Origin of the sequence: Kordia zhangzhouensis, from assembly GCF_001005305.1 — a bacterium.
GTDB lineage: Bacteria > Bacteroidota > Bacteroidia > Flavobacteriales > Flavobacteriaceae > Kordia > Kordia zhangzhouensis.
On the sequence record NZ_LBMH01000013.1, the window covers coordinates 31,972 to 49,980 of the forward strand.

The window sequence follows — 18,009 nt, forward strand, 5'->3', positions numbered from 1 at the left end:
AATTTACGAAATTATCATCGCCAAATGAGTTCCATGAAAAAAATACTCCTACTTTTAACGTTTACATTGTGTATTGTTAGCTGTGAAACGAATCAACATCCCGCACAGAAAAAGACAGAATTAACTCAAAAACAATTTCCCAAATTAGTTTCCAATCGTTACAATGTTGGTTTTTTAATCATGGATGGTGTGTACAACACAGAACTAACAGCTCCTTTTGATATTTTTCAGCATACAATTTTTCGGGAAAATATTAAAGCGATGAATGTATTTACTGTTGCTAATACTGATGAAGCTGTTACTACATTTGAAGGAATGCGCATTTTGCCTGACTTTAATTATTTGAAAGACAGTGTCCCTAAAATTGATATTTTGGTCGTTCCTAGTGCCGAACATCATTTAGATACAGATTTACAAGACAAAGCAATGATTGCTTTTGTTCAAAAAGTAGCTAAGGAAGCTCAATTTGTAACCTCACATTGTGATGGAGCCTTTGTTTTGGCAAAAGCAGGTTTGTTAAACAATGTAGCATCTACTACTTTTCCAAGTGATATTGAAAAAATGAGAGAAATGTTTCCAAAACTAGATATCCGCGATAGCACATTATTTGTACACGATGGAAAATATATCACTTCTGCTGGTGGAGCACGATCTTTCGAAGCCGCTTTGTACTTGTGTGAACATTTATACGGTAAGGAAATTGCAAAAAGCTTGGCAGGCGGCTTGGTAATTGATTGGAATTTGGAAGATTATCCACATACGGTTGTAAAGTAATGTAATCAATCATAGCGCCCGAAAATGTTGTAGTTTGATTATATATTTAACGCCACAATTAAGATAAAAAAAGGAGCATATTTCTACGCTCCTTAACCACAAATTCGTTTTTTAATTTAACATAAGGTTACTGTAGTGTCACAACCTTCTGTAAACTCTTCCATACAAATAAGACAAAGACTAACACCTGTTGGTTCAAGACAACCTGGGTGATGTGTAACACATCCAATTTCGGTATATTGACAATTGTAATCTGTTCGTGCCCCTCCTTTTACTTTGTTCAAGTTTACCAAATTAGAGACTGTCTTTTTAGACAAATTCAACGCTTTCATTTTTTGTTTTTTCATAATAATAATTTTGATATTAACATTTTGTCAAAGAAAAAAAACACAAAACGAAAAGGCGTCTTTTTAGGTAAATGCACGTCCGTTTGTGCACAAACACACTAGTTAAGTTTGTAAGTTTATGAGTATTACTGATATTACATTTTTAGCAACTTATTGATATTAAATTCATTAACACCAACCCATACACGTATTTTACTGTTTGTAAGATAAGTTCCTTTTTATTAACATTTTTCAACACAAATTCTACTTATATTTATTACAAAAAAGATGTCTTTTACTTTTTTAGACCTTATTTTATTTGCTGGATTGATTCAAGGAATTTTCCTCATGCTATCGTTGCAATTTGTTTCTAAAAAAAACACAAGAGCAAATAAGATTCTTACTTTATTAATCGGTCTTTCAACCTTTACATTTGCTGCAAAAATGGCAGCGTTCCAAATCAACGAAATTTGGGTATGGCGTACTTCTCTCTTGTCTGATTGCACCATTTTTATGTACGGCCCATTATTTTATGCTTACTTTAAAACCTTATTGTTTGACGAAGTTCCCAACAAAAAATCCCTATTTTTTCAATGTATTCCTTCTGTTTTATTTTTACTATTCATTTTGTATTCATTGCTGCTTCCAAAAAGAGATTTTTATCATTTAATGACTTCAGAAATTTCTTGGTATGTGTTTTTATTTATGGAAATCACAGGCATTATTTATCTTAGTGTGTATACGTATTTGTCCTACCGAATTTTAAAGATTGTGAAAAATGTTTCACAAAAAGAATATGCCAAATCACGACAAATAGCACGCTTTTTACAAGTTGTACTCATAGGTTTTCTAGTATTAATCATCGGTTGGAGTTTGGGGATTTTAAAAGTGTACTTTATTCAAACAAACATGTATTATATTAGTTACAGACTTGTTTGGATAAGTGTTACCACGTTCCTTTTTATCATTGGTTATTTTGGTGTTACGCAACCAGAATTGATTCGCATACCAGTTCAAAAAAAAACTACCACCAAAAACCGATTGAGTGCTGAAGAAGTTTCTGAGCTGACCAAAAAGTTAGATCAACTTATTCACGAAGAAGAAATTTATACACATTCTGATTTGAGCCTTAAAATGTTGGCAAATATGCTACAAACGAGTTCTAATAATTTATCATGGTTGTTAAATTCAGTGTACAAAAAGACGTTTTATGAATTCATCAATGAATTGAGAATTGAAGCTTTTTTAGAAAAAGTTGAAAATGGAGAGCATAAAAAGCAAACATTGATTGCAATTGCTATGGACGCTGGATTTAATTCAAAATCTACCTTTAATAAAACGTTCAAATCCATTATGAACGATACACCTTCTCGCTATATTGAAAAAATGTATTCGTCTTAAAAATTATTGATTGCAATACAGAGCGTATTCATGTTTTTGGAAGTTTAAAAAAAGTAAAAAATACTCATAATGTCAATTCTTTTTTATCTACAAATAGATATCTAATTATTTATGACGCATATACTATTGAAAAGGTAGTAGTAAAAGTAAACTATCTTACTTACACACTTTACAATTTTGTTTATCTTTTACTTCTCCTACAAGTACTCCTTTTTCATTGAGTTGATAATCACAACAATCCATATATCCTTGAACAATCAACTTTCGCCCTCGTTGAATTTGTGATTTTACAGTAGATAGTGGAAGGTTTAATTGTTTGGCTATAACCGTTTGTTTGATTCCTTTGATATCTGCCAAGAATAATGGTTTTCTATACTTTTCAGGAAGATTTTTAAGTATACCTGGTAAACAATCTTTTTCAGAGTGTGTGTAATTTTCTTCACTTACAATTACCTCTTCTTTTTCTTTTGGCAAAGGAACTTCTTTGTTATTTTTTCTAAAATAATCTAAAACAGTATTTCTACTAATGCTCAGTATCCAAGGTCGTATTTTTCGTTCATCAATAAGAGTGTCAAGTTTTGTGTGTACTTTAATGAAAACTTCTTGAATCAAATCATCTGCTATTTGATCGTCTTTTACTTTACTTATGATAAAGCGTTTTACATCTGCAGCATACATTTTCCAAACTTTCGTCGTAGTCATTTTTTTCTTTTTTTGGGTACATTGAGATTGTTTCCAAAAGATAAACAATCATTGTAGCTTTTGAAAACAATCTCTTTATAAATTAACAATTACAATTTACGCAGGTACAGTTTTCACAAGTACACTGATTACATTGTCCGTTTTTACAATTTGTACAGTTACAAGTACATTGATCAAGATTTCTCATTTTCTATTTTTTTAAAGGTTTTCATTCAATAGACGAGCATGAAAACAAAAAGATGCATTTTTAAATAAAAAAAGAGCGTTTTTAATTCACACTCTTTTATAAACTTTTCATTTTTTTGATTTTTTATCGAAAAGGAACGTCTACTTTACATTCACATTCAGTGTCCATACATAAACAACTCGTGTGCGATCTGTTTCCTCCTTTTAATTTGTTAGAAAAGGAAAAGGTAGCAATTGTTTTCTTGTTCATTGATAGGTTTTTAATACTTCTTTTTTTCATGATATATCGTTTATAGATTATGCATTTAATATACGAAATAAGCCAAAAATAGAACGTATTCACTAGTGTATTCTTTTTTAACAAATTACTTTTACTTTATTTTCATTAGAGTTTCTGGTAGTATTTCACAACCAAGATTAACCTGAAAGATGACAAAATACAAGTGCCACGCAGCGTAAAGACTAAAACACTTTGTGACACTCTTCGTTAGAAATCAGACTACTAACTATTTTATAAGAATTCGTTGAGTCAATTGTCCTTTTGAATGTATTATCTTCATAAAGTACAAACCCGTTGCATAATTTGCCAAATGAATTGTAGTTGGTTCCTTCAACTCTTGAAACGTAATGTGTTTTATTTTTCTCCCAAAACTGTCAAATAGTTGTACTTGAACATTGGTGAGTAATGCACCTGCTGATAAATATACCGTATCATCAGTGATGGTAGGCTGTACTTTTATTTTTAATGGGTTGTCTGTATCGATTACTGTTAATGTACTACTCAAATTGGTTGATGACGGGTAGAATACTGAAAAGGAATCCGTTAAAAAACGTATGTAATAATCATTTTGGTAAGCAATAGTATTACTACTGATGAAATCTCCTCCAGACACATATCCTGTAGTACACGTATTTCCATTTATTTTCATCACTTCAATATCATGCACGGTATTTAAGTTTGAATCAGCTAGCATGAGATCATTCACCTCATCCTGTAACATATACAAACGTACCTGTACGTTACTTACTGGAGCAATCGACGTACTGATAGAGACTTCTCTCCGTAGATACGGTTGCCCTGAAAAGTCTCTTGTATCAGCGTTGTCTATAAATAGTGTGGTTGTAACAGTTCCCAAGTCATTTCCATTTGCATTGATTGCTGCTACAATGTTACTACTAGTATCCAATATTGGAACCCAATTGTTAGTATTTCCCTGTGCTGTTGAAATTTCAACCGATGGAATATTTTCGCATATCCCAGCTGTTCCTGTAGCCACTACAGGAGCTCCTTCTAAGCAAAAAGTGGCGCTGTTGGCGTATATATCTCTTCTTGAAACTTGTAGGTAATACGTGTTTCCAAAAGTAACGGGAATAGAGCCGTTGTTCGAAAAACATGCAACTTCTGTTCCATTACAAGCATCAAATACCGCAAAGTTGTTAAATGTTGAAGTACTATTCAGTGTAATGTTTCCTGTTAAAGTAGCCTCAAATGTATACCAAGCATCCAACCAATTGACCGTATCATTTTGGCAACTTCCCACTGTACTTGCTACAGAAGAACCACGAAGTTCAATTGTAATGTTTTGTGATGTACATTCTCCAATTGCGGCTACTTGTGCCAATTCTGCGGAAACGCATGTATCATTTGTAGGAGTTTCAAAAGCTTGAATTGAGAAACTATCAGACGATGCGTAAATTGACTGGCTATGTACACGAAGTAAATAAATACCTGGACTTAATCCATATACAAATCCTCCATTATTAAAACACGCTAATTCATTGCCTCCACAGCTATCGTAAAAGGTAAATCTATCTAAACTGTTAACTCCCGATATTTGCACATTTCCATTGACAGGCATAGAGAATTCATACCAAAGATCTAGATATGTATTTGTAGCGGTATCACAACTAGCTTGTACACTTTGTGTAGCTTTTCGGTTATCATAAACTACAGAACGCTGAGTCGTAATATCATCTGTAATTACCTGAGCATTCACACATTCATTATTGGTTGCTGTTTCAAATGCTTGTATTTGAAAGCTATCAGCAGAAGAGTAAATATCAACGCTATACACTCTAAGTAAGTAAGTCCCGATAGAGAGATCGTAGGCAAAGAAACTTCCTGAGCTACATGCAACTTCATTTCCTCCACAGGAGTCGTAAAGTGTGAATCTATCTAAACTATTGACTCCTGTAATTTGCAAATTTCCTTGAACAGGCATGGTAAATTCATACCAGATATCCAAGTAGGTATTGGTTGTTGCGTCACAACTGGCTTGTATACTTTGTGTCGCATTTTGATTGTTGAAAGCAATTGTTCTTTGTGTGGTAATATCATCAGAAATGACCTGCGCATTTGCACAATCATCATTTGTAGCCGTTGCAAACGCCTGAATTTTAAAACTTTCAGAACTTGCATAGATAGAATTTTTATATGCCCTTAATAAATAGGTCCCAATTGTTAAGTCATACACAAAAGTGTTGCCTGTAGTACAACTTATTTCTGTGCCGCCACAACTGTCATATAGAGTAAACTTGTCTAAACTATTGACTCCAGATAAACGCAAATTTCCATTAACAGGCATGGTAAACTCATACCATACATCCAAATGTGTATTACTTGCTGTATCACAACTCGCATCTAGACTTTCGGTAGCACCACGATTGTCAAAATTAATTGTTCGTTCAGTGGTTATATCTTCTGTAATGACTTCTGCAGTACCGCAGTCATCGTTAGTTACAGTTGCAAATGCTTGAATGGAAAAACTATCTCCCGTAGCATAAATAGACCTGCTGTACGCTCGTAATAGATATACGCCTGAAGTCAAATTGTACGCATAGGTTTGACTGTTAGAACATATTATTTCCGTTCCGCCACAACCGTCATACAAAGTAAATTGATCTAACGAATTTACTCCTGAAATGTGCAGATTTCCATTTACAGGCATCGTAAATTGATACCATACATCCAAATAGGTGTTCGTTGCAATATCACAACTTGCATCTAAGCTCTCGGTAGCTCCTCGATTGTCAAAGTTAATTGTTCTTTGTGTGGTAATATCATCGGTGATAATTTGTGCAGTTGCACAGTCATCATTTACAACTGTTTCAAATGCTTGAATACGAAAGCTATCAGCTCCTGCTTGTACTTGCGTACTTACGACTCGGAGTTTGTACGTTCCCATAGGAAGATTGTAAACAAATTCATCATCATAAAAGCAAGCGATTTCAGCTCCTCCACAAGTAGAATATAGCGAAAACCCATCTGCAAAATTCACATTGGTTATCTTGATATTTCCATTAACAGGCATCGTAAATTCAAACCACACATCTGGATATGTTGTTGCTGAAGTATCACAACTACTCAGTAAGCTTTGCGTAGCCATTCCATTATCAAAATTTACATCTGTAAATGTTGTCGTTGTTACTGTAATAACTTCCGCATTTGCACAGTCATTATTTAATGGTACTTGTGCATAGGATATTTGGGTAAGTATAAATATTCCTAAGAAAAGTATGATTGTTCTCATGTAGTTTGCCCCAGTTTTAGTTTTACTTCATGAAGGTACTTTCTTTTGAATAAGCGTATAAAAAAAATGTATGAACCGACACGATTCATACATTTTTGGTAGTGTTTATTTTTTGTTTAGATGAAACTACATATTTCTTCGATATTGTCCACCAACTTCGAATAATGCAGAGGTAATTTGTCCTAACGAACATACTTTACAAACATCCATCAAGGCTTCAAAAATATTTTCATTATTGATGGCTTTTTTCTGTAAATCACGCAATAATTCTTTGGTGTTATGTGCCTTGTGTAGATTGTTTAATATCTTTATTTGATATTGCTTTTCTTCTTCTGTTGCACGAATAACTTCTTTTGGAATCACCGTAGGCGAACCTTTACTACTTAAAAATGTATTCACACCAATAATTGGAAATTGTCCGTTGTGTTTCAATGTTTCGTAATACAAGCTCTCTTCTTGAATTTTTGAACGTTGATACATGGTTTCCATTGCTCCTAAAACACCGCCACGCTCTGTAATTCGGTCAAATTCTGCTAAGACAGCTTCTTCTACTAAATCTGTTAGTTCTTCAATGATAAACGAACCTTGGATTGGATTTTCGTTTTTAGCTAGTCCTAACTCCTTATTGATAATCAATTGAATTGCCATTGCCCTACGAACTGATTCTTCCGTTGGTGTCGTAATCGCTTCGTCGTACGCATTGGTATGCAATGAGTTACAGTTATCGTAAATTGCATATAAGGCTTGCAATGTAGTACGAATATCGTTGAAATCGATTTCCTGCGCATGCAGACTACGTCCAGACGTCTGAATGTGATATTTCAACATTTGCGCACGTGCATTGGCTCCGTACTTGTGTTTTAAGGCTTTCGCCCAGATTTTACGCGCTACACGACCAATTACCGAATATTCTGGATCGATTCCGTTCGAGAAGAAGAACGATAAGTTTGGACCAAATTTATTGATATCCATTCCTCTGCTCAGATAATATTCAACATACGTAAATCCGTTGGAAAGAGTCAATGCCAACTGCGTAATTGGATTAGCACCTGCTTCTGCAATATGATATCCAGAAATAGACACCGAATAGAAGTTACGCACATTGTTTTTGATAAAATATTCTTGCACGTCTCCCATCAAACGCAAGGCAAATTCTGTAGAGAAAATACACGTATTTTGCGCTTGGTCTTCTTTTAAAATATCTGCTTGAACCGTTCCACGAACTTGTGCAATAGTATTGGTTTTGATTTCGTTATAGATTTCTTTTGGCAATACTTGATCACCAGTCACACCAAGCAACATCAACCCTAGTCCATCATTTCCTTCTGGCAATTCACCATTGTATTTTGGACGCTCTTTATCTTTATAGATTGCTGCAATTTTTGCTTCTACCTCAGCTTCTAGCCCATTTTCTTTGATGTAAATTTCACATTGCTGATCGATGGCTGCATTCATGAAAAATCCTAACAACATTGGTGCCGGACCATTAATTGTCATACTCACCGAGGTCATTTTATCCGCTAGATTAAATCCAGAATAGAGTTTTTTTGCATCGTCCAAACAACAAATAGAAACACCTGCGTTTCCAATTTTACCATAAATATCTGGTCGTACATCTGGATCGTTTCCGTATAACGTCACACTGTCAAATGCTGTTGACAAACGTTTTGCGGGCATGCCTGCACTCACATAATGAAAACGCTTGTTGGTTCGTTCTGGGCCTCCTTCTCCCGCAAACATACGCGCTGGATCTTCTCCTGTACGCTTAAACGGATACAACCCTGAAGTGTATGGAAACTCGCCTGGTACATTTTCCTGCAAACACCAACGTAAAATGTCTCCCCAAGCTTGGTATTTTGGCAAGGCTACTTTCGGAATTTGTAAGTGTGATAAGGATTCTGTGTGCGTGTTTATTTTGATTTCTTTATCGCGAACTTTAAACGTGTAGATTGGATTTTTGTATTTGTTGACTTTATCATTCCAGCCGTTGATGATTTCCCAGTTGTATGGATCGAGATTTAGCTTGACGCGATCGAACTCTTTCAGTAATAATTTGACCAATTCTATATCTGCTTCGCTGTCTAATCGCTCTAAAATGATGTCTTCATCTAAACCAGTTTTAGACATGAACGTCATTTCTACTTCATGTGATTTTACATTGGTAATAGAACCAATCGTTTTATAGATTCCGTAGAGTTTTTGAGCTACTTCAACTTGTTCTGTTGCTTTTTGATCGTACGCTCGATTGTTTTCTGCAATCTCAGATAAATAACGTGTTCGTGATGGAGGAATGACAAAAATCTTCTCGCTCATTTCTTTAGATATCTCGAAAGTAGAAGATAAATCAGCTTCTGTTTTTTCAACCAATTTATCCATCACGGCTTTGTACAAGGTGTTCATTCCAGGGTCATTGAACTGCGAAGCAATGGTTCCAAACACAGGCAATTTATCTTGTGGAATGTCCCACAAATTGTTATTGCGCATATACTGTTTTTTTACGTCGCGTAAGGCATCTAACGAACCGCGTTTGTCAAATTTGTTAATTGCTACCAAATCGGCAAAATCAAGCATATCAATCTTCTCTAACTGTGTTGCCGCCCCAAATTCTGGTGTCATTACGTACAATGCCACATCACTGTGCTCCATGATTTCTGTATCAGACTGACCAATTCCAGAGGTTTCTAAAATGATTAAGTCATATTCTGCCGCTTTTAAGACCTCAACCGCTTCATTTACATATTTTGACAATGCCAAGTTGGATTGACGTGTTGCCAAACTACGCATATATACTCTTGGCGAATTGATGGCATTCATACGAATACGATCTCCTAATAGTGCGCCACCTGTTTTTCGTTTAGAAGGATCAACTGAAATAAGTCCGATAGTTTTTTCTGGAAAATCAATCAAAAAACGACGTACCAATTCGTCTACCAAACTAGATTTCCCTGCACCTCCTGTACCTGTAATTCCTAATACTGGTGTTTTTGAGTCTTTATTTTTAATGTGGATTGTTTCTAACGCATCTTTGGCTACTTCTGGAAAGTTTTCTGCGGAAGAAATGACACGTGCAATAGCTTTTGGGTCTTTTTCATGTAAAATTGCGACTTCTCCATTAAGAGAATCACCAATTGCAAAATCAGACTTTTTTACAAGGTCATTGATCATTCCTTGCAGTCCCATCTCACGTCCATCATCTGGTGAGTAAATTCGTGTAATTCCATACTCCATCAATTCTTTAATCTCTTCTGGAAGGATTACACCACCACCGCCGCCAAAGATTTTAATATGTCCAGCTCCTCGTTCTTGAAGCAAATCATACATATATTTAAAATATTCATTATGACCTCCTTGATATGAGGTCATTGCAATAGCATTGGCATCTTCTTGAATTGCAGTGTTCACTACTTCTTCAACACTTCTGTCATGACCTAGATGAATCACTTCTACACCAGTAGATTGAATAATTCTACGCATGATATTAATAGCAGCATCATGTCCGTCAAACAAAGAAGCTGCTGTAACAATTCGTACTTTATGAGTTGGCTTATAAGGTTGTACTTGTTCCATTTGTAATGAAGTCTCTTTTTTAGGCTTGCAATTTACGGAATATTCAAAAAAATATCATATTTATTATGAATTTTCTAACACCATCGTACCGTCTACTTTTTTGACATATCTTGTTATTTTTAAAGCAGATTTTATATCTTTCACGTTCAATAAATTTTATTACTTATGAAGAAAATCATTGTTGCTATTGTTGGATTATTCATGCTAAATTCATGTGCTGAATTACAACAAGTAGTAAATCAGTTGCCGCAAGGAGGTATTGGAAATGCAGATATTGCTGCTGGTTTGCGTCAAGCTTTAGATTTTGGAATTGACAAACAAGTTAAAAAATTAACATTAAAAGACGGGTTTTATAAAAATGAACTTGTTAAGATTTTAATGCCTGAAGAATTACGAAAAGTAGACAAAGCTTTACGTGATATTGGCCTAGGAAGTTTGGCTGATGATGGTATTAAAATGCTTAATAGAGCCGCTGAAGATGCGGTAAAAGAAGCTACTCCAATTTTTGTAAACGCTGTAAAAGACATCACTTTTGATGATGCTAGAAACATTTTACTTGGCGCTGACAATGCCGCTACTCAATATCTACAAGGAAAAACTACTACAGATCTTTACAATAAATTTCAACCTGTTATACAAAATTCCTTTTCAAAAGTTGGAGCCGATAGAATTTGGACTAATTTGATTGAGCGTTATAATACAATTCCTTTTGTGAATAAAGTAAATCCAGACTTGACGGATTATGTAACTAATGAAGCTTTAAAAGGTGTTTATACTATGATTGCTGTGGAAGAAAAGAAGATTCGAACCAAAGTAAATTCTCGAACCACAGACTTATTGAAAAGAGTGTTTGCTTTGCAAGATTAAACTTAAATAGTTATACTCAAAAGTTGTAATATATTAAAAAGTACCGTTGTAATACTCTATATTACAACGGTTTTCTTTTTACGGCAAACCGTAAGTTGTTATCGTTCGTTTCACATATTTTTGTAGAAATGAAGTATCTAATTTTTTTATTTTTCTTTTTTTATTTTTCTTTTGCCTGTCTTTCACAAGATGTGTACAGAACTCCTACTGGAAAAAGATACCATTTAAGTTCTTGTAGAATGGTAGAAAATGTTTCTAGTAAGTTAGTCGGTATTGATGTAATTAATTCCTCCAAATTAACTCCTTGTAAAATTTGCAAGCCACCTCAAAAAAAGGAGCTTGAAAAACGTTTTACTCCAGAAGATAAATCTGTAGGAACATCCATTTCAGTACAATGCAAAGGTTTTACTAAAAAAGGAAAACGTTGCAAACATCGAACACAATTAGCCAACGGATATTGTTTTCAACACACTCAACAAAACAGCCAAGAAACAACTTCTTCTCAAAGTACGACCACAACAACTCAAAGATGCGGAGCTAAAACACAAAGTGGAAAACCATGCAAAAGAAAAGTGAAGGGTGGCGGATTTTGTTATCAACACAAGTAATTTTTTAATTGTATTCTACACTTTTTATGTTAAAGTAAGGTTAGAATATGTGTTTTAATCGTCTTCAATTTTGTATCTTTAAGTACTAATTTTTCAGAAAAGGCTATGGAAAAGAAAAAAATATATTCTACCGATTCGCAAATCCAAGTTATGGACGCAAAACATCTTTTAGAAGAAGCAGGCATTAACTACTTTGAGATTAATAAAATGGATTCATCCTATGCGGGCATTCTTGGCGGAAGTATCGAACTACACGTTGCAGAAGAAGATGTTTCGAAAGCTATCGCAGTATTAAACGAACTTAAATAAAGATATTCTATAAACGTAAAGTTTTTACTATTTAAAATAATATTTCCTGATTTTGTTTCTTTTACAAAGTCAGTCTATTTTTTATCATATACATTTCGTAGACAAAAGCTTCTTTTCAATAAAAACCTTTCAATATTTAAGTACCTTTCTATGGATTATTTTAATTATACCTTAGAAAGTCATGCATATTCATTCCAAAAAGTCAAAAGAAAGAACCTCTTCTGCAAGTCAAACAGCAATTCAAAATACCGAAAGTTCTCCTCTTTTTTTGGAAGATAATAGACCACATATTACTATTCAGAAAAAAAGTACTGCTTCAGCTCCAATTCAACTTGTAAAATATATCCGAAAACGAAACGGTCAAATTGTGCAAGTTCCTGATGATTATCAGAAAAAAAGTAAAGAACGATGGGCGGAAGCTCCTGCACCTGCCGCAGTTGCTCCTGCCGCAGCCGCAGCTGCACCAGTAGTTGCAGCACCTGCTGGACCAACTCCTACAGATATTTTTTTAGCAAAATCACCTGCTTCTTTTTCTCTCTCAGGTGGAAAAAGAACAACATTAGCAGGCACAAAATGGTTTAAAGTATTGTATGGTGATAAAGATTATTCACTTCATATCCATGTAAAGGATAATGGCGGAATTAATCATACAGATGATAAAATAAAAAATAGAAGTGGTACTCGTGAATATTATGTAAACCTACCTAGTAGTTTCAATGCAAAAGTAAAAGAATTGAATCCTTTTAAAAAGTAATCATGTATTACCAACCAACCTCACAAAAATATACTACTAGAGAATCTGTTGCTAATTTTGCTCCTAATATATCCAATAACGTTTTTCAGTTGGTCGATAACAGAGAAATTGCACTGAAACATCCACAATTGTTTCAGCCTTCTCAAACCATCCAATTGGCAAGAACCATAAAATATGGTGATTCGGCAAAATTAGCTCGTGCCCGTTTTAGAGTTGGTGGTGGCAAACGTTCAAAAGGTCTTGATTTTAGTGTGTGGAAACGCGGTAGAGAAGCTCAGCATTTAATTCCTGCACAAGTTTGTAAAGCTTTTGGTGTTCCTAAAAGTTGGGCAAATCATGCTATGAATGGAATGATGTTGCCTTCTGGAAGACGAACGACTAACCACTTGCGTATAAAGCGTTTGGATAAAGGAAAAATGCATCACATCAAAGGAGGCGGTAGTCATCCTAACTATAATAAATATGTATTTAGACTTGCTCATCAACAAGGTTGGAGAAAAGGAAAAGTAAGTCAGATACAGTTTGCGAGACTTGCTAATCGATTACGAGTTCTTAACAGACCTTACCGAACTGGCTCTGCTAGTGGTTATATTGACGACTTGAAGTAAGCGCAAAAAGATAGTGTTTTTCCCCTAACACACTCTTATATTTTTTTCTTATTTTGCTTATAACGAAAAAGTTACTCTCATGGAATGTTCTAATTTGCTAGAAGCTGCACTCAAAAAAGGAAATATTCATCAGTCATTATTTCAAGGTTCAACGGACAAATTATTGGTTACAGATTTGCAACGTACATTGTTCGAATTAGGTTTCAGCAAAGAACTAAAATGGGACAATTATCAAGCTGATGGCGATTACGGAAATGCGACTGCAACCGCCGTTGCTGCTTTTGCACAAAGAAATCACATGGCAACTGACGGAAAAAAGGTTTCTGACGAATTGGCAAAAATTATTTTACAACGGCATGATTTTCTTCCCGAGATGTATATTTTATGGGACATTCATCAATCGGATCTTCGTACCAAGAAATATATTTCTAAAGGAACACGTATGAGCATCACAGCTATCCAAGTATTATTAAATACGCTCGGTTATGGGGAAGAATTGAATTTTAAAAAGTTTGGAGCTGATGGATTTTATGGAGACAATACACGCAATGCCGTTAAAAAATATGCCGCCGATCATCATATTTCTTCAGATGGAGACTTACTTACACGACCGTTAATTAATCTTCTCTTAAAAGATATTGATAAATATTACGGTAATAAATGGAAAGAACTAGCTGCTCAAAATTTACCGAATAAAAAATCGCCTTTAGTGTTATTTCAAGGTTCTCGATTTTCTGGTAAACCTTGTAGAGCCGACGAATTATTTGTACCAGCACTAGAAAAAATCAATGGATATGCAGAGCAAGCTGATGTGATTATTCACGTAACCAGCTCATTTCGCACTACGACTAATGTTCAAGGCGCAATTGTAAAACCAGCTACTTTTTCTAATCATCTTGCAGGACATGGAATTGATATGAATATTCGATATGGTAATGGAAAATGGGCAAACTCTTCAGTACTGGCAAAATACCCTAATGTTCCAGAACCTGTAAAGTACTTTTTGAGCTTAATAATTGATGATGATGAATTGCGATGGGGCGGAAATTTTAATACGAAAGATCCGGTACATATTGACGATCATTTAAATAAGGATAGAGCAGCTTGGAAAAAACGTTATCAAGCAATGCAAGAAGCCGTACAGCTAGGAAGAGCTTAATTTTTCGGTAACGACTACAAATAATGTATACAAATCGTAGACAAGCATTCAATTAAGACTATAAATTACATTTTATAACAATCCTTTTTTATAAATTAATAGTGATTAATTGAACTATGTTATATGTATCATTCTGTTAAAAAATCAAAAAATCAGCAAACAGCTTCGGACAAAACTATACAAAAGAAGAGTGAGAAGTCTATTTTTCAACTAGCTGATAATCGGTATAATACACTTACACAGAAAAATACAGGATTTCATTTTAAAGATAATCGTTCTTCCAATTCTTATCGAAACTCCAGTATCCCCAAAACCAACTCTATCTTCCAACTTACAAAAACTGACTCTGCAATTCCTCTTGAAGTATCAAATTATTTCTCTAGTAAAGGCACAACATATCACAGCTTCAAACAAAATCATTGGGATGAAATTGCAAAAGCACACACAGAAGCTCATGGCAGTGAACCCACAACTCAAGGAGCTGCTTATACTATTGATGCTAAAACAGGAAAAAAACTTATTGAGAATTTAGGTCCCGATTGGAAAGCTCATGATGACCAACACAGAGAAGATGCTATTAAAAACTCTAAAAAAAAGTCGCAAGCTTCTCGTAAATTGATTAAGAAAGAACGAGAAGAACAAGCGGTATTGCCTAGAGCGTACAAGTCACATGAAGATGCCAAACAGAAACTTGCTAAGCAACCGCACTTGGGAACAAAATATCGTCTTAAAAAAGACAAAACTCTCAGAGAATATGATATTAACGACGAAAATTAATCAATTCTTTTCTTTCACATACAATCCGTCAAAAACGGTTATCCACTTTTTTTGATTATTGGAAGTTTCCCAATGTTGTCTCACAGAGCCATCATCGTTAAGTGTCCAAGTAACTCTGTTTACATATGTATCTCCCTCTTTGTTTTGGAGTTCATCACTTTGTAAAATCATTTGATTGCCCACTCGTTGTCCTTTTAAATGTAGATTTCCTCCTTTATTATCTATCCAAATTTGCTCCCATTGATTGGTTTGTGCATTGTAAAAATTGTAACTTGTTCCGGTATAATTGCCTTTTGCACTTGTCCAATTTTCACGAAGAACACAATTATCCTCAATTTTCGTAATTACATTTTTGCCAGCATTTGTTCCGTCTGGGTTGGTTACATTCCATGTACCAATCCAAAAATCAAAAGCTGTATGATCTTTACTACAACAAGCACATGGATTTTGTTGTGCTTGCACAACTACAGAATAAAATACAGCAATGAGATATATTATTTTTTTCATTTTTTAGAGAATAGTTGATTTTTTTAAAAGTAGCCTATTTTTTCTTTTTACATCGTTAATCAATTGTTAAACACATACTTGAAAGTTGTTTTTCAATCATATAAAAACCATTCATTTTCTAAAAAAGAAGAATTTCCTTAACATTTTTTAATTAATTTCTAATATTCTCTTAACATACAAAATAAGTCTTTCAACCTATATTTGTAGTGTTGTAATCATTTAATACAACATTTTTGGGTTAGTTAAAAAAATAAATCGGGTGTAGTTACCCGATTTTTTTATAGACTATTATGAAGTGTTTTGAAATAGTCAAAAGCTTTTACCAATCGTGAGCCATACCAACTAAAGTATTCTCCATCTACGAAAATAGTTTTAGCATGATGTGTATGGCGTCCCAATTCAAAAGCATGTTCTTCTTTAAAAGGATAAGGTTCTGAAGAAAGCATTACAATATCTGGATCACCCTCTTTACGAATATTTTCAATTGGCACTTCTGGATATCTTCCAAGTGACTCATATATATTATCAAACTTACATAAATGCAACAAATGATTGATAAAAGTATCTTTCCCAGCCACCATCCACGGATCTCGCCAAATAAAATAGGCTACTTTTTGAATAGGAATGTCTTTTACAAACGATTGAAACTCACGCAAACGAAATTCAATTTTTTGATTAATTTTTGAAGCTTCTGTATTACGCTTGAATATTTTTCCATATTGCGCAATCATTTCCATTGACTCTTCAATAGTTTTCACATCAGATACATGAACAGGAAATAGTTTTTCGAGCGTTTCAACAATCTCTTGTGTGTTTTCTTCTTTATTGCATAAAATTATATCAGGCTGTAACTCCTTTATCTTTTCGAGCTTTATGTTTTTGGTGCCACCTACTATTTTTTTAGTACTTTTCCAGTGGTATGGATGCACACAAAATTTTGTAATACCAACTACACTATCTTCTAGACCTAGGTCATATAACAACTCTGTTTGTGAAGGCACTAACGAAATAATCCGTTTGGGAGTGTTTTCTAAAACAAGTTCTCTATGTAATTGATCATAAATTTTCATCTGTGTTTGCTACAAGACTACTTTGCTAAGATGGCAGCCATTTGTTGCTGTAATTCTTTGGCTTTTTTCGCTGCTGCAGATGCAAAATCTGCTTCGCGAGATGCATAAATAATTCCGCGAGACGAGTTAATCAACAAACCAACATTTTTTGTCATTCCATAAGTACAAACGTCTTGTAAGTTTCCGCCTTGAGCACCAACACCTGGAACTAACAGAAAGCTCTCAGGGATAATCTCTCTGATTTCAGCCAAAAAAGAAGCTTTTGTTGCACCAACCACATACATTAGATTTTTACTATTTTTCCATTGTTTGGAAATTTCTAATACATGTTTATACATTTCCTTACCTTCAATAGTTTTTGTCTGAAAGTCAAATGCACCTTCGTTAGATGTCAGTGCTAACAAAATGGTATATTTATCTTCAAAAGCAAGAAAAGGTTCTACAGAGTCTTTCCCCATATAAGGTGCTACTGTAACTGAGTCGAAAGCTAAATCTTCAAAAAATGCTTTTGCGTACATACTAGAAGTGTTTCCAATATCTCCACGTTTGGCATCAGCAATTGTAAAAATTTCAGGGTAATTTTTATTCAAGTACTGAATCGTTTTTTCCAAAGCTTGCCAACCTTTGATTCCGTAGGCTTCATAAAAAGCAGTATTGGGTTTGTATGCTACTGCTAAATGATGTGTTGTTTCAATAATTGCCTTGTTGAATTCAAATATCGGATCGTCTGTATCTAATAAATACTCAGGTATTTTTTTTAGGTCTACATCCAACCCAATGCATAAAAAAGATTGTTTTTTTCGAATTTCAGTAACTAGTTGTGTTGTGGTCATTGTTGTTAGTTGTTAGCCATGATTGCTAGTA

17 protein-coding genes are annotated in these 18,009 nt (G+C 34.3%); 9 read left to right on the forward strand and 8 right to left on the reverse strand.

All coding sequences use genetic code 11. The features are described 5' to 3' along the window. Positions 1 to 33 precede the first annotated feature (33 nt). Positions 34 to 774: a DJ-1/PfpI family protein gene (locus AA088_RS15640; RefSeq protein WP_046746006.1), complete on the forward strand. Its 741-nt coding sequence runs from the start codon at positions 34 to 36 to the stop codon at positions 772 to 774. A gap of 116 nt (positions 775 to 890) precedes the next feature. On the opposite strand, the gene AA088_RS15645 is transcribed toward AA088_RS15640, so the two are convergent. Then, the gene (locus tag AA088_RS15645) at positions 891 to 1,121 is read right to left on the reverse strand and encodes a hypothetical protein (RefSeq protein WP_046745977.1); all 231 of its coding nucleotides are present in this window, start codon (positions 1,119 to 1,121) and stop codon (positions 891 to 893) included. Between the two features lie 267 nt (positions 1,122 to 1,388). Here AA088_RS15645 and AA088_RS15650 point away from each other — a divergent pair, with 267 nt between their 5' ends. Next, positions 1,389 to 2,501, forward strand: coding sequence for a helix-turn-helix domain-containing protein (locus tag AA088_RS15650; protein ID WP_046745978.1), 1,113 nt, complete (start codon positions 1,389 to 1,391; stop codon positions 2,499 to 2,501). A 156-nt stretch (positions 2,502 to 2,657) separates the two neighbouring features. Here the strand turns inward: AA088_RS15650 and AA088_RS15655 are convergent, their stop codons facing one another. The 4 genes from AA088_RS15655 to AA088_RS15665 all read right to left on the reverse strand — a co-directional run bounded on the left by AA088_RS15655 (position 2,658) and on the right by AA088_RS15665 (position 10,486). Next, positions 2,658 to 3,203, reverse strand: a complete 546-nt coding sequence (locus AA088_RS15655) for a sigma-70 family RNA polymerase sigma factor (RefSeq protein ID WP_046745979.1) — start codon at positions 3,201 to 3,203, stop codon at positions 2,658 to 2,660. A gap of 310 nt (positions 3,204 to 3,513) precedes the next feature. After that, positions 3,514 to 3,669, reverse strand: a complete 156-nt coding sequence (locus tag AA088_RS18470) for a hypothetical protein (RefSeq protein ID WP_157547274.1) — start codon at positions 3,667 to 3,669, stop codon at positions 3,514 to 3,516. Between the two features lie 226 nt (positions 3,670 to 3,895). Then, entirely contained in the window at positions 3,896 to 6,919 is a 3,024-nt protein-coding gene (locus tag AA088_RS15660) for a T9SS type A sorting domain-containing protein (protein ID WP_046745980.1), read from the reverse strand. 126 nt (positions 6,920 to 7,045) lie between these two features. Next, entirely contained in the window at positions 7,046 to 10,486 is a 3,441-nt protein-coding gene (locus tag AA088_RS15665; protein ID WP_046745981.1) for a methylmalonyl-CoA mutase family protein, read from the reverse strand. Positions 10,487 to 10,651: 165 nt separating this feature from the next. Between AA088_RS15665 and AA088_RS15670 the strand changes: the two genes are divergently transcribed. From AA088_RS15670 to AA088_RS15700, 7 genes are all read left to right on the forward strand, one after another. After that, positions 10,652 to 11,353, forward strand: coding sequence for a DUF4197 domain-containing protein (locus tag AA088_RS15670; protein ID WP_046745982.1), 702 nt, complete (start codon positions 10,652 to 10,654; stop codon positions 11,351 to 11,353). 128 nt (positions 11,354 to 11,481) lie between these two features. Beyond that, the gene (locus AA088_RS15675; RefSeq protein WP_046745983.1) at positions 11,482 to 11,961 is read left to right on the forward strand and encodes a DUF5763 domain-containing protein; all 480 of its coding nucleotides are present in this window, start codon (positions 11,482 to 11,484) and stop codon (positions 11,959 to 11,961) included. Between the two features lie 105 nt (positions 11,962 to 12,066). Continuing rightward, positions 12,067 to 12,270: a putative signal transducing protein gene (locus AA088_RS15680; protein ID WP_046745984.1), complete on the forward strand. Its 204-nt coding sequence runs from the start codon at positions 12,067 to 12,069 to the stop codon at positions 12,268 to 12,270. A gap of 181 nt (positions 12,271 to 12,451) precedes the next feature. After that, the gene (locus tag AA088_RS15685) at positions 12,452 to 13,024 is read left to right on the forward strand and encodes a hypothetical protein (protein WP_046745985.1); all 573 of its coding nucleotides are present in this window, start codon (positions 12,452 to 12,454) and stop codon (positions 13,022 to 13,024) included. Positions 13,025 to 13,026: 2 nt separating this feature from the next. Then, positions 13,027 to 13,632, forward strand: coding sequence for a hypothetical protein (locus tag AA088_RS15690; RefSeq protein ID WP_046745986.1), 606 nt, complete (start codon positions 13,027 to 13,029; stop codon positions 13,630 to 13,632). Between the two features lie 79 nt (positions 13,633 to 13,711). Further along, positions 13,712 to 14,791, forward strand: a complete 1,080-nt coding sequence (locus tag AA088_RS17795) for a peptidoglycan-binding domain-containing protein (RefSeq protein WP_052752929.1) — start codon at positions 13,712 to 13,714, stop codon at positions 14,789 to 14,791. A gap of 123 nt (positions 14,792 to 14,914) precedes the next feature. Then, positions 14,915 to 15,568: a hypothetical protein gene (locus AA088_RS15700; RefSeq protein WP_046745987.1), complete on the forward strand. Its 654-nt coding sequence runs from the start codon at positions 14,915 to 14,917 to the stop codon at positions 15,566 to 15,568. Here AA088_RS15700 and AA088_RS15705 read toward each other — a convergent pair whose 3' ends face one another. The 3 genes from AA088_RS15705 to pyrF form a co-directional block, all read right to left on the reverse strand. Beyond that, the gene (locus tag AA088_RS15705) at positions 15,569 to 16,075 is read right to left on the reverse strand and encodes a hypothetical protein (RefSeq protein WP_046745988.1); all 507 of its coding nucleotides are present in this window, start codon (positions 16,073 to 16,075) and stop codon (positions 15,569 to 15,571) included. A gap of 278 nt (positions 16,076 to 16,353) precedes the next feature. Further along, positions 16,354 to 17,145 carry an ABC transporter substrate-binding protein gene (locus AA088_RS15710; RefSeq protein ID WP_046745989.1) on the reverse strand — a complete coding sequence of 264 codons (792 nt, stop codon included), beginning with the start codon at positions 17,143 to 17,145 and terminating at the stop codon, positions 16,354 to 16,356. 17 nt (positions 17,146 to 17,162) lie between these two features. Then, positions 17,163 to 17,978 (reverse strand): orotidine-5'-phosphate decarboxylase, encoded by an 816-nt coding sequence (gene pyrF / locus AA088_RS15715; protein ID WP_046745990.1) that lies wholly within the window; start codon positions 17,976 to 17,978, stop codon positions 17,163 to 17,165. Positions 17,979 to 18,009: the final 31 nt, after the last annotated feature.